This is a genomic window from Paraburkholderia sp. HD33-4, from assembly GCF_021390635.1.
In the GTDB taxonomy this organism is placed as follows: domain Bacteria; phylum Pseudomonadota; class Gammaproteobacteria; order Burkholderiales; family Burkholderiaceae; genus Paraburkholderia.
Genome location: NZ_JAJEJS010000001.1, coordinates 2303831 through 2317570, shown reverse-complemented (window position 1 = coordinate 2317570; position 13740 = coordinate 2303831). Strand labels below are relative to the sequence as shown.

Below are 13740 nucleotides of genomic sequence, written 5' to 3'. Positions count from 1 at the left end.
GCCGACGATATTACTGGTTTATGCTCGAGTCCGCGAAACCACGGCTCCTCTATACGCTTGACGATCTCGGACTGACGGTCGGGTCGCGCGATGAAAATCCTTCGAAGTGCCTTCAATTTGCGTTTCTCGAGGACACACCTTCGAAGGCGGTGTTGACGGGACATGCGAGTGGGCTGATCACGGTGAATGTCGCCGAAGCCGATGACGAGCATCGAGAGCAAACCCGTCTGGCAATGAGGGAACCACATCGCACGCTTCTTGGTCATTTCCGCCATGAAATCGGGCATTATTTCTATGATCGCCTGATAGTGGGGACACCGTTGCTCACACAGTTTCGACTGATCTTCGGGGACGAACGGGCGGACTATGGGCCGGCGCTTGCAATCCACTATCGCGAAGGCGCGGTACGCGGCGGATGGCAAGATTCGTTTATCAGCGCATACGCTGCGGTGCATCCGTGGGAGGACTGGGCGGAGACATGGGCACACTATCTGCGCATTGTCGACACCATCGATACGGCAACGGCGTATGGGCTTTCCATCGCACAGGGTACTGCACGCGGTCATGACGCGAGGGGGCCGCAGCCGCAATCGGTGGAACGGGGCGACGATGACTGTCAATGTTCGATGACAAAATGGTTTGCCCTCACGGCGGCCGTGAATACCCCTCAATCGTAGTATTGGCGCTGCAGATTCGTATCCGGGCGCATGGTCGGCCGCGGTCGTCGAAAAGCTGCGGTTTGTCGATTGCGTTATCCGGTCAGCGCGACGTCACTAAGACCCGTCGGCGATGATTGGAGTCGCATCAGACATCGGGGGGCGCGCAGCAGTCCGTTTATTGGCACGTGAGTGTTCTATCCGAGGTTCGCGAATGTCGACGCTCCGCAACGGCGTCGCGACCGAACGCTGCAATAGAAGGTTGGGTATCCGTGCACTCAGCCGCAGCCGATTTTCCCGTGGTTCCTGCTGCAAAGTGGCCGTTGTAGGCTCCGCAGAGTAGCGGTCATCTTTGACCCCTGGTCTATGACCTGGTCAGGCAGGAATGCGGGTTGCGCTTTCTATCTATATATCTCGCCTATCGGCGATCATCTAGAAATGGAGCAGTTATGCAAAGCCGGTCCTGTGCGGCGTATCGCGGATTCACAATTGACGTCCGGGTCGTAGCGAACAATGTCGTCTCACTCAATGGCAAGGAGCTTCGGTACTCCGTCTCCTGGTCTATTCTTTCGTCACACCTGCCCGCAACGGCGGTCTCCAGCCTTCCGCAACAGCTTGATTTCTTGTCAGGTGAAGAGGCATTTTCATATGCGGAGCGGCGCGCACACACTTTCATCGACGGTTGCCTATATGCTCCGGACATCGAATCAATCGCGTCGTAAACGTAGATCTGCACTTAGCTGGGGATACTATCGCCTGAAGATTCCAGACTGTTGATACCCGTGATCGGCACGTAAGCACAAGCCATCGGGAAATTCCTGTCGTAGGTAGGCGCCCGATCTCATCCTGAACATTGAGCAGGGAGTAGCAGCCGCCTCCCAAGATGCGCTAGCAAAAGTACTGCTACGCCTGGCGCCGGTGGGGACGTAGCTTGCATCATTGATAGACTCGACGGCCGTTCACTCTGGCTCGCATTCATCGAGGAATGCGGCGCGGGGCCAGCCCAGTGGCGCCAATCGTCTGCTGACCTCCCGTAGCCTTGCGCCAAATCCCCGGCGAGCCCGGCAGTCCATCCGTGCGCTTGTCACGACACGCGTCGATGCGGTCCACGCGATCGTGGCGCCGGTGTCAATCAGCGCCTGGACGAAGGCGACATCTTCGTCAGACTCAAGCAACGGAAACCCGCCGGTTCTAAGGTATGCGGCCGCGGCGACGCCGATGTTCGCGCCGTGAATGTGATGGTGGCCGTCAGCGTCGCAGTATGCCCTGAGAAAGTCTTCCCGCACCGCGTCGCAGTGTTCTGACCAGTCGCGAACGCTGATTACGCCGCACACCGCGTCCGCGCTGCAGCGCAACTGCTGGACGAGCCAGTCCGGAGGAACCACGGAGTCGGCATCCGTGAAGGCGAGCCACCGCGCACCGCTTTCCAGCGCAGCGCGCGCGCCCGTCGCACGGGCCATGCCGACATTGCGGCCCACGACCTCGATGATCTGCGCGCCCAGTGACGCGGCAATCTGGCCCGTGTCGTCCGTGCACGTATCCAGCGCGACAGTCACCTCCACGTCCTCTCCGCCGAGCTCCGCGTGGCGCCCCGCCAGCATCGCGGCGCTAACGCACTCCCCGATGCAGCGGCCCTCGTTGTGGGCTGGAATAATGATGCCAATCACGGTGTACTCCGTTTTTGTTGTTTTGTCCGTGCGCACACGGACATGACTGATCGATGCAAGAGGACTGCGGCGTTGAGCCGGCTGTACTGATGACCGATACACGGTGGCAGCGCCAGGTACTTGTGCGCTCAGACCGCCTCCTCAGGCGCGCCCTGGGACACGCTGTCTTCTCCGGATGTTCCCGCGAGTCAGCAATTTTTGGACCGAGAGCGAGATTGAAGGTGGTCTGCAGTGGAGTGCGCGCGCGTGCTTTCCGCGGCGATCGATCGCAACGGTCGGCAGGCTTTCCGACGTCCGCCCAACCGGCATCGCCCATGATGCCGGTGGCCAGCGCCCAAGGCAGGCGGTCACAGCGGTCTGGCGACGTTGACAGCCGGCGCCCCCCGCTCCGGCATGATCGTTCCGCAGTGCCGGTAAGCACATGGCGGCGTTCAGCGTGACTATCTTGAACCGGCAAGCGCCGGCTCCCATCGCCGCGCCAGTCGCCAACCACTGGCAGCGTTGCAGCATTGCCGCCGATATGCACCGGCCCGGGTGTAGAACGATACGACCGGCGTAATGATGTGCGTCATGGCCGCTTCGGGATTTATACCCTCTGGCGCCACGCAACCGACGAGTCCGATTGTGCGGCGCCAGTTCTGGGCGCCTACATATAGTTTCAAAGCGTCTTTCGTCTCATCCCGTTCGTGCCTGTCCCGCGCGCTCAGGTCTTTGCCGACATGTCGCCCAGCAAATCCGCCATGTCGTCGGCGTGTTCCTCTTCCACTGCGAGAATTCCCTCCATCATGCGCCGCGTCGTCGGGTCCTTTTCTCCAAGGTACCGGATGATCTCGCGATAACTGTCGATGGCGATGCGCTCCGCGACAAGATCCTCCTTGATCATGTCCCCGAGGGATGTGCCTTCCACATATTCAGCGTGGCTCCGGCTCACCAATCCGTCGGGTGCAAAGTTGGGTTCCCCACCCAACTGGACAATGCGTTCTGCGATCTGATCGGCATGACCCTGCTCCTCGTTCGAATGAACCAGGAATTCGTCGGCAATGCTTTTGGATGCAGGTCCCTTTGCCATGAAGTGATGGCGCCGGTATCTCAGCACACAGACGATTTCTGTGGCCAACGAGTCGTTGAGTAGCTTCAGGACAGTTTCGCGGTCCGCCTCATAGCCAGCCGTTACCGCACCTTCGTCGATGTGCTGACGGGCGCGCATTCGCAGGGTCTGGACGTCCGTCAGGAAGGGTTTCTGGGACATGGAAATCTCCTTGAAATTTCGAGTGAAAACGCTGATCTGTCCATCCGCCCAGGCCGACCAGAATGACGGCTCAAAATGCGGCATAACAGATCATCCTCTCCGCCAGCACCCAGCAGGGAGCAGACGGAATAAGCCGGAAGGCATGGCCCTTAATTCTCCGTATCGCAATGCCTATCACACCAGGACCTCCCACTGCCCGACGGAGCGAGCGCACTTCGACCAGAGTTCGAGTATGAAATCCGGTTCGACGTGTAAGGCAATACGATGCAGCAACCCGGGGCGAGGGAACGCGTTCGATGTGTCATCGGCTGTCTGCGCCCATGCTTCCATCGGATATCGTCAGTGGCAACTCAGTACGTAACCATCGTCGTCAAGATACTGCTGGCGCGTCGTTATAGCGACCACTCATCGTGATCGCGCACAACCAACTGGCCGAGCGTAGCGAAATCATGCTCCGCGTGGCTCTGCCGTATGAAAACTGGCAGGTCCGCGCTCATCTGCGCAAACCACCGGTCCCGACAAAAGGGGGTTGCACCCAATGCCCGTCCTGTCGCCTCCAGAACCGTGCAGACCGCCGTTTCTGTCACGCTACGGGTACGAAGTGCGACTTTCATCGCATTGCCATAAGGGTTACCGTCGATCCACGCGGCCGCGTCGCGCAATACCGCCGCGGTACCGGTGAGTGCAGCATCGACCGTCCCCAGATGTGCGCGCCGATAAGGATCATCGCGATGCATTACAGCTTGCCGCAGGGCGTTCCGGAGCGCGGCCGCTGCGCCGTACCAGCAGGCCGCAATACCCCCTGCGCCCTGCCAGAATCCGGGGCGGCTCAGATACTCGCCCGATCCGCCGGCAGCTACGGCGGGTACTGCGTCAAACTCGACTTCAACACTTTGTGTTGTTGCCATACCGATCGCGTGCCAGCCTCGTTCGGTTACATGGATACCGGGCGGCCGACGGTTGACGGCGGCAAGCCGTCTCTCCCCGCGCGAGTCGCGGCAGGTCACAAGCGCGTTGGTGACGAAAGCCGCTCCCGAGCACCACGCCTTGGTGCCAGCAAGCGTGATGACCGCGTCGCCTTCGCGGTCTCCTGGCATTCGTTCATTGGGACGGGGCATGCTGCGACGCGTGTGTGCCTTAGTCGGTGCCGATGATCCTGCTCGGAACGCCGACTTGCGTCGGCGTCCGGGAGCGGAATCAAGGCCCCTGGGTTGAAATAAGCGGCAAGTTCACGTCGGGCGGAGATTTCAGTGGCTCCGACATTGCCGTCTGTTTGCCGGGCTGTTAAAGGGCGCGAGAGTCGTCGTCTGCGAGATCCCCCGTGGCCATCCAGTAAGGCCGGCGGTTGTAGTAATCGTGCACCGAAGATCCCCACCGCGGGTCCGCCATCGAAGGCCAGTGATCCTTATCGAAACCGGGCGCGTTTTTGATTCGGTCCGCGGTCATCTCTAGCAGGCGGAAGCACTTCCCGTCCGTATCCAAGGTGAGTGCGCCCCATGGGATGGCGTGCAGCGTATCGCCCATCCCGAGAAAGCCCCCGCTCGACAGTACCGCGTACGCGATGCGACCGCCGCGTACATCGAGCATGATGTCCCCGATCTTGCCGACATGTTCACCATCCGAAGTGAAGACCTTGTTGCCGTCGAGCGTGGCTGCGGCCATTACGTATGGGCCGGGGCCATCGCCGCTCGCTATGCCGACGATGTGCGCTCCAGTTCCAGCCGACGGTTGCTGGCTGCCTGGGTCGAGTAGGGTCATGATGTACTCCTGATGGATTGGACCTTATTCTCAGCAATCGGCATGCCGCATCGCAATGCGGTCGACGAATTGCACGCGGCTCTGTGCCGGGTTCGTCCTCGCTTCCGCTGTTTGTTCCGCTTCCATCGTAGGCCGGGCGACCGAGGGAGGACTCCTGCACTACGGGTCTCCGGCAATATCAAGCCTGCAACGATTGGCTGGTAGCCGTGGTTTCAACAAACGCCAATTGTCTGGCGACATTGCGGCGGAGAGATCAGGCACTGCGCCGACGGGTATTTACTCCGACAGGAAATTTCCCTCTCCTTGCGAAGCGCGTCCGACCATCACACTGGTCGATGGCGGTGGCTTTTCGACGACACGTACTGGAGATTCGCTTATCGGCTCCAGAGGCGGCTGGGGACGCACGCCGATCTCCCGATGCTGTAGCTCGCCAGTTTCGTTCACACGCCTGGCAATCGAATGGCCGCTATTGCACGCGTTTCCACATCGATGAATTCGCGTCATATGTGAGACCAGAACCGCATCTGAGAGGGGCATCTGATGTTCACAACGACACCCCAATGCGTGCGGCACAAATAATGCGAAGGAGGTCCTTATCCGATCCTCGTTCGGTAGCCACATCGCTCGTGGCCTATAGCTGGGGATGCCCCGGATGTGACCTCAGGAAAGGAGATTTTCGTGGACGAGATCGGAACCAGCAGCCGGCCTGTGAGCGCTGCTAATGTAACGTTATCAGAGGGATCCGCCAGCGCGGTCACGTGGAGCGCAATCATTGCGGGAGCGGCGGCAACGGCTGCCTTTTCGCTGATACTGCTGACGCTCGGCTCCGGACTTGGCCTTGCTTCGATATCGCCTTGGGCTCCACCAGGTGAGAACGCCACGCGATTCGGATTTGCGGCGGTCATATGGATTTGTGTGACGCAGATTCTCACATCGGGCCTTGGCGGATATCTGGCTGGGCGGCTCAGAAAACGCTGGATCTCGCTCCACGTCGACGAAACATATTTCCGCGATACTGCGCATGGCTTTCTGAGTTGGGCAGTCGCGACGCTCGTGACGGCCGCACTTTTGACGTCGGCGATTTCCGGCCTTTTTCACACAGGTACACAGGTCGTAGCGGCGGGTAGTAACGCCGGCATCGGGACGACATCCATTGAGCGCGGTAACGCAGCTGCCGCCGGCAACGCGTGGCCAATCGGCTATTTTGTCGATTCCCTTTTCCGGCAGCCGGCCGCCTCTGCGGTAACCGGCAGTGTCACGCAAAGCGAAAGTAGGGCGAACGACGAGGTTCTGCACATCTTCCTGAACAGCGTGGCATACGGTGACCGGCTCTCTGCCGACGACTCCCGGTATGTCGGTCAGCTCGTCGCGCGGCGCACCGGACTTTCCCAGGACGCCGCGCAGGCCCGTGTCGACACGACTTACGCACTGCTTCAACAGAAGCTCTACGATCTGAAGGCGGCTGCGAAGGATGCGGCTGAGAAGGCACGCAAAGCGGCCGTTTATGCGCCCCTCTGGCTCTTTGTGTCCCTGTTGATGGGCGCCTTTTCAGCCAGCCTGATGGCAACGTTCGGCGGCCGACAACGCGATCTCTAAGTCCCTGACCAATATAATTTCTGGAGGCAACCATGCGCTCGATCCTTCTTTTCATGCTCGGCGTACCCATTCCGATCATCATCCTTATCGCGCTGTTTGCGCATTAGTCTATTCAGGGGCGAGGCATGCGCTCACCGGCGCCTTGATCGCGCTGGAGCATGCGGCACCTATGTCGCCGGCGTACCTTGCCGCGGGCCTGTTACGCATCGGCTGCCCGCATCCCACACACGCTGCGACCGCGATGTTTGGTGGGACGAAGCGCCCTTCGCTTCAGCTCCCGGGGAGTCTTCGATGGTCTCGAACCGGCCCAACTGGCCCGCTACCAAGGTTGCGCCTTCCGAGGCACCTAATCTTCGGCAACTGACGTCCCTGATCACTGCCGTGGTCGTTATCTGCGCGCTTGACCTGGGCCGTGAAGTCCTGATACCCGTCACGCTGGCCGTTCTGCTGAGTTTTCTCGTAGCACCTCTGGTAGACCAACTGCGGCGACTTCGGTTGGGTCAACTACCTTCAGTTGTCATCGCCGTGGTCCTGGCTCTGGCATTGATGGGCGGCGTTGGAACCCTCATCGGCGCGCAGGTCGCGCAACTCGGAGCGGATCTGCCGCATTATCAGGCTTCCATTGAGAAAAAAATCCAAAGCGTGCAGGGCGCCACGGTGGGACGCGCCGACGATCTGCTTGGGAGTGCGTCGAACCTGTTCAAACGCGTAGCGCCGGCTCGGAAGCCTGAAACTGCGTCAGTTTCGGGGGCGGCGAAGCAGCAGGACAAGCCACCCATGCCCGTTGTGGTCCAGGAGCCAGCACCGTCTCCGTTCGCGCTCGCTCAGCGGTTCCTGTCGCCGGTGATCAGCCCGCTCGAGACGGCGGGCATCGTGCTCGTGGTTGCCATCTTCATTCTCCTGCAGCGGGAAGACCTGCGGGACCGCCTGATCAGACTGTTCGGCTCGCGTGATCTTCATCGCACTACGATCGCGATGGACGAAACCGCTCACCGGCTGAGCCGCTATTTTCTGACCCAGTTCGGCGTCAACGTGGGGGTCGGATTGGTCATTTCGATCGGACTGGCAATCATCGGCGTTCCAGGTGCGGTGCTATTCGGGGTGCTCACCGCGCTTCTGCGGTTCGTGCCTTATGTCGGCACGTGGATCGGAGCCTTTCTCGCTCTCACGCTCGCGGCCGCAGGGCCCGACTGGTCGATGCTGTTGTGGACGGTGGCGCTGTTTGCCGCGACTGACCTCATTACCGGCCAGGTAATCGAACCTTTCCTGTATGGACACAGCACGGGGCTGTCGCCCGTCGCTGTTATTGTCGCCGCCATTTTCTGGAGCTGGATCTGGGGTCCCGTGGGGCTCGTCCTTTCTACACCTCTTACACTGTGTCTTGTAATTCTCGGACGCCACGTAGACAAACTGGAGTTCCTCGAAGTGCTTCTGGGTGATCGACCGCCACTGACCCCTCCGGCCAACTTTTATCAGCGAATATTGGCGGACGATCCTGAAGAAGCGCTGAAGCAGGCCGAAACGCTGCTGAAGGACATGACCCTCGTGGATTACTACGACCGTGTCATGCTGCAAGGGCTACAGCTTGCGCACAGCGACATGATGCGCGGAGTAATTCCGCCTGACCAGCTCTTGCGTATCACGGACGCGCTGCTCGATATCATCGACGGACTTGAAGATATTGACGAGCCGGTTAAGGAGGAGCCGTCAACACCATCCGGGCCCGACATACCGTCTCTGCGATTGGCCGCACCACCCGTCATCTCTGTTGTCACGAACGGGGGACACGAGACGGAACCGCAAGCAGGCAACCCGGTTCTTTGCATTGCCGGCCGGGGAGGCCTGGACGAGCTCCTGGCGGCGGCCACTATCCAGCTTCTGGCGCGCGAGGGAATCCAGACTGACCTCGCCGACCGTGCGCAATTTTCCCGCAAGAGATTGGCAGAAGTGAATCTGTCGGCCGTGAAGACGATCTGCGTTGTTTCACTCGATGCGGGGCAGTCGAGCGCATATCTGCGCATTCTGCTGCGGCGCCTTCACCAGCGGGCACCGGGCGCCACACTCATTCTCGGTTTCATGTCAGACACGCCACAGGACACCCAGGAACATCGTGGCACCGTTGCCCTCGCCGTATCGTCGTTCAGGCAGTTGATAGCGGTGACCGGGCCGGAAAGTGCGTCTGACTCAGCTCTACAAACCAAACCACCAGCAGGCGACGCGATGCACCACGCTTCGTCGATAACGGAATCAGGCGCGTTGTCCCCAGACGCAATCTGAGCACTGCCTGGTTTCTATGCCCGTGTTGCTCCGGTTGCGATTCGGTACTTGCCGTCGCAGTCCGGGGCGATCTCATCAGAGGAGAACAGTATGGCGGGGAAGCGGGATAGAGACAGAAAACCGCCTGACTTCGAGGGGCGGCAAGCCGTGCTGAGCACGATGCGCAATGCGAAGATGGCGCGATCAGCACACGCCTATGTTCGTGGCAACACCATGCAGTTCTATGAATGGCTTGAAACGCGCGGGACCACGGTACTCCCGGACGGCCCGGCGCTGTGGATCTGTGGCGACTGCCATACTGGCAACCTTGGGCCCGTGGCTGATGCGCAGGGTCGCGTGGAAATTCAGATTCGGGATCTGGATCAGACGGTGATCGGCAATCCGGCGCATGATCTTATCCGGCTCGGACTATCGCTGGCGACCGCCGCGCGGGGCTCCGACCTGCCGGGGCTGACCACGGTCCATATGATGGAAGCGCTTGCCGACGGTTACGAGCGCGCGTTCGCGCGGGCGACTAAAGGAAAGGAAATTGGAGGGCTGAAACGACCCGAGAGTGTACGTGTGGTCATGAAAGAAGCGGTGCGCCGCTCCTGGAAGCATCTGGCCGTCGAACGTCTTGAGGATACGAAACCGACGATCCCGCTCGGTCGACGATTCTGGCCTCTGACGAAGGAGGAAACAGCGCAGATATCCGCGCTGTTCGAGAAGGGAGCTATCAGCCAGCTCGCAACGAGCCTGAGGGCGCGAAGGGATGACGGAGCAGTGTCGGTGCTCGACGCCGCGTATTGGGTCAAGGGCTGTAGCTCGTTAGGACGGCTGCGCTACGCCGTTCTCCTCGACGTCGATGGCGGCGTCGTTGATGGCGATGATCTATGCCTGATCGACGTAAAGGAGGGCGTAAAGGCCGCTGCGCCGCGATACCCCGGTGTCGATATGCCGAAAGATAACGCAGAGCGTGTGGTCGAAGGTGCACGTCACCTTGCGCCATTTCTCGGAGAACGCATGCGTGCTGACCGGCTGTTGGACCGTCCGGTGGTGATCCGCGAATTGTTGCCGCAAGATATCAAACTCGAGATTGACCAGTTGACCCAGAGCGGGGCGATGGATGTCGCACGCTACGTGGCGCAGGTCGTTGGCATTGCCCATGCGCGGCAACTGGATCATCGCGCGCGAGCGGCCTGGCTGAAAGAACTACGGCGCGCGCGATCCAAAACCATTGACGCACCACCCTGGCTATGGAGCAGCGTCGTCGAACTCGCCGGTAGCCATGAAACCGCCTACCTTGAACATTGTCGCCGGTACGCGCTTGCTATCGCGTAGGTAGCATCGACCGTTCAGTTCGGGCTACCCCCGACACTGTTGTGCGAAGTTACGTCGTTTGTCCGGCGCCAAGGTCGGCGCCGGTCGTCGGATCGGATGAGGTGTCCGATGCCGTGCGGGACGCCATGGCCTGCAGGGTCTTCCCATCGCTCTTCGACACATTGACAGTTGCCAGCCCGTCGCCGCCGTCAACCGCCGGCTCTGGGGAACCGACAAGTCCCATCCGGGCCCTTCGTTCCACGGTCCGCGCGGAGCATCGTCACCATTTGACATGTTGTAGTAGACGCTCGTGTATTCGGGCACACCCGGGAGCTTGCCCTGCGGGAAGTTTGGCTGGATCGAATGCAGCGCCTTTTCGAAAGACTTTTGATGTGCAATCTCCCGTGTCATCAGAAAGCCGAGCGTTTCCTTGATCCCGGGATCATCCGTGACATTGATCAGCCGTTCATAGACGATCTTTGCGCGTGCTTCCGCGGCGATGTTCGATCTCAAATCCGCGGTCGGCTCGCCAATCGTGTCGACATAGGAAGCGCACCACGGAACGCCGGCCGAATTGGTGAGTGCGGGGCCGCCTCCATATAGCAGCGCTGTAATATGCGAATCGTTTCCGCCGCCCGTCATGGACCGGTAGAGTTCTGCTTCGGCTTTCACCGCTTCAGCCAACTGGCCTTTCGCGCTCTTGTTTAGCATGGCAACGATCGATCCGACGATTTCGAGGCGGCTCAATTCCTCAGTTGCGATGTCAAATAGCAGATCCTTCCGGCCAGGATCGTCTTCACCGACGGCCTGAGGAAAATAGCGGCAGGCGGCGCCCAGCTCGCCCTGTGGGCCGCCAAACTGCTCAAGCGGGAGGTTGGCAAGTCCAGGGTTAGGGGCCGCGACGCGCACGGTGTACTGCAAACGCTTGTTGTGGATAAACATGACACTTCTCCGGTGATCGGTGCCAGGAATTCTTCGTCGACCGTAAACAGGATTTCCCGGGTATCGAAGAGTTAGCGGACCGGATGGTTGACCAGACAGCGGCAAGGGCCAGGACCAGCCAGGTCGCACCCGACTTCGGACGTCTGGCTCTCAGGGCGCAAGCCCCGGCTGTTGTACCGCGAGATTGCCGTGCAAGGCATCACTGCCGACTACGTCGCGCGCATGGGTTGTGCCTTCTTCCACGAACAGAACGCGATACGGGGCACGCTTGTACCGCGCGCTCATTTTCGTGTGTGTCGGGCGCATGCCGCGTCATGCGCCCGATTTGCAGGACTACTTTGGCGATGTCTGCGTAGCGACCTCGGGGTCCTTCAGTCTGGAGCCGTCGACCATACTGTCTTCCAGACTGTCAAGTACGCCCTTTGTCTCGCCACGCGCCTGAAGGGAAAATCGCAACAGAGATCGTCCAGTGACCTGATAGACATCGCCCGACCGGAATGTCGGGACTTCCTCGCGGATTGGCGCATTCGTGTCTATCAGACAAGTCCAGATATCAATTCCGGGAATGTCCGGCAGGATAAAACCGACAAGGTCGTGGTGAGCGTTGACAACGATCAACACCGTTGCGTCGGAAGCCGCGCGACGAATTCCCGTCGCACGGGCGCGACCGTCAATAACCAGCCCAAAACAGCGCATCGTGGAATCATCCCAATGCGCGGATGTGAGTTCTTCGCCCGAACAGCCGAGCCATTTCACGTCGCTTACCCGTACGTCGTTGTCTAATTCCCCGATCAGAAACCGGCCGCGACGCAGGACCGGAAGCGTATTGCGCAGTGTAGTGAGCTTACGCACGAATTCGATGAGCGAAGCGCCTGCTTCGCCAATGTCCCAGTTGACCCAACTGTCGTCGTCCTGGCAGTAGGCGTTGTTATTACCCTGCTGGGTGCCCAAATTCATTCCCTGCGACGATCATAGGCGTGCCCTGCGAAAACAGCAGGGTCGCGAGCATGTTGCGCTTCTGGCGCTCCCTTAATGTCACTATCTCAGCGTTGTCAGTCGGGCCCTCTGTTCCGCAGTTCCATGACCGGTTGTCGGAGCTTCCGTCCTTGTTGTCTTCGCCGTTCGCGTCGTTATGCTTGTCGTTGTAAGAGACCAGATCATTCAGTGTGAAACCGTCGTGCGCGGTCAGGAAATTTACGCTCGCCCAAGGGCGGCGACCGCGGTGGTTAAATTTGTCGCCGGATCCGGTGATGCGTTTTCCGAACTCCGGAGCGACCCCGTTCTCCCCCTTCCGGAAATCCCGTACCGTGTCGCAATACCTGTCGTTCCACTCTGCCCAACCAGGCGAAAATGCCCCGACCTGATAACCCGGGCCGCAGTCCCAGGGTTCGGCAATCAGCTTGACGCTCGACAGTATCGGATCCTGGCCGACCCCTGTGAGAAACCCTCCGCCCGCATCGAACCCCTCGGGTGCGCGTGCAAGAATGGTCGCAACGTCGAACCGGAACCCATCGACATTCATCTCTGTTACCCAGTATCGCAAACTGTCAGCCACCATTTGCAGCACGCGGGGATGCGAGAGATTCAGTGGGTTGCCTGTACCCATGTCGTTGATGTAATACCGCTTGTCGTCGGGGCATCAAGCGGTAGTACGAAGCGTTATCAATCCCGCGTAACGAGAGCATCGGCCCGCGTTCGCTTCCCTCGGCCGTGTGGTTATACACGACGTCGATGATCACCTCGAGCCCCGCATGGTGGAAGCGGTCGATCATCTGCTTGAGTTCACCGATTGCGCCCGGGCCCTGTGCGAAAAATCGCGGGTCAGCCCCGAAAAATCCAATCGTAATCGATCCAGTGGGGCGACCTGATCCTCGACCCGAACAACGGAATGGGGCGCCGCATTTCTGAGGACGTCGGCCAAATCGGTTTTGCTCGATTCATATTGCGTTCACTGGCCATACTCCGCTTCCCGTTTCAGCCCGTGCGTGCCGCTCATTGATCTGCGTAACAGGCATAAGCGGTTACGGTCCGACCGCGTCAGGCGGCAGCCGAGAGAGCGGGCCGCAGAAGGAGACCCGCGAGCGGAATTCGCATAAGGCAAGGAAGTGCATGGTACGGTCTTTGCGCCGCCCCCAATGACGCGCGCCTTTGACTGTGCTGATTGGCGGCGGTCGAGCGCAAGCTGAACTGACCCTATGACTGCGAATGCGTGAGAAAATGCCAACCCAAAGGCGACGCGCAGTTCGGTGCGCCGCGGTTTTAAAGTCGCATTTCACCCTATTTCTGCGGATTCCGT

General features: G+C 60.0%; 8 protein-coding genes and 2 pseudogenes. 4 read left to right on the top strand and 6 right to left on the bottom strand.

From position 1 onward, the window contains the following. The first annotated feature begins 20 nt into the window (after nucleotides 1–20). Complete coding sequence (locus tag L0U84_RS43990) at nucleotides 21–677, top strand: putative zinc-binding metallopeptidase (RefSeq protein WP_326491187.1); 657 nt, start codon at nucleotides 21–23, stop codon at nucleotides 675–677. A 938-nt stretch (nucleotides 678–1615) separates the two neighbouring features. Here the strand turns inward: L0U84_RS43990 and L0U84_RS10195 are convergent. The 4 genes from L0U84_RS10195 to L0U84_RS10180 form a co-directional block, all read right to left on the bottom strand. Further along, nucleotides 1616–2323 carry a glycosyltransferase gene (locus tag L0U84_RS10195; protein ID WP_233849636.1) on the bottom strand — a complete coding sequence of 236 codons (708 nt, stop codon included), beginning with the start codon at nucleotides 2321–2323 and terminating at the stop codon, nucleotides 1616–1618. A gap of 703 nt (nucleotides 2324–3026) precedes the next feature. Continuing rightward, nucleotides 3027–3572, bottom strand: coding sequence for a ferritin-like domain-containing protein (locus tag L0U84_RS10190; protein WP_233849635.1), 546 nt, complete (start codon nucleotides 3570–3572; stop codon nucleotides 3027–3029). Nucleotides 3573–3964: 392 nt separating this feature from the next. Continuing rightward, nucleotides 3965–4690, bottom strand: coding sequence for an acyl-CoA dehydrogenase family protein (locus tag L0U84_RS10185; RefSeq protein WP_233849634.1), 726 nt, complete (start codon nucleotides 4688–4690; stop codon nucleotides 3965–3967). Nucleotides 4691–4856: 166 nt separating this feature from the next. After that, complete coding sequence (locus L0U84_RS10180; protein WP_233849633.1) at nucleotides 4857–5330, bottom strand: PRC-barrel domain-containing protein; 474 nt, start codon at nucleotides 5328–5330, stop codon at nucleotides 4857–4859. A gap of 678 nt (nucleotides 5331–6008) precedes the next feature. On the opposite strand from L0U84_RS10180, the gene L0U84_RS10175 reads away from it, so the two are divergent. The 3 genes from L0U84_RS10175 to L0U84_RS10165 all read left to right on the top strand — a co-directional run bounded on the left by L0U84_RS10175 (nucleotide 6009) and on the right by L0U84_RS10165 (nucleotide 10523). Then, a complete protein-coding gene (locus L0U84_RS10175) occupies nucleotides 6009–6926 on the top strand; it encodes a hypothetical protein (protein WP_233849632.1) in 918 nt (305 codons plus the stop codon). A 291-nt stretch (nucleotides 6927–7217) separates the two neighbouring features. Then, complete coding sequence (locus L0U84_RS10170; protein WP_233849630.1) at nucleotides 7218–9203, top strand: AI-2E family transporter; 1986 nt, start codon at nucleotides 7218–7220, stop codon at nucleotides 9201–9203. A gap of 90 nt (nucleotides 9204–9293) precedes the next feature. Further along, nucleotides 9294–10523 (top strand): DUF2252 family protein, encoded by a 1230-nt coding sequence (locus L0U84_RS10165; protein WP_233849628.1) that lies wholly within the window; start codon nucleotides 9294–9296, stop codon nucleotides 10521–10523. Between the two features lie 49 nt (nucleotides 10524–10572). Here L0U84_RS10165 and L0U84_RS10160 read toward each other — a convergent pair. Continuing rightward, nucleotides 10573–11444: pseudogene (locus tag L0U84_RS10160) on the bottom strand (manganese catalase family protein). 333 nt (nucleotides 11445–11777) lie between these two features. Further along, nucleotides 11778–13297, bottom strand: a pseudogene (locus tag L0U84_RS10155) (glycogen debranching protein); the annotation flags it as partial. Between the last annotated feature and the right edge of the window lie 443 nt (nucleotides 13298–13740).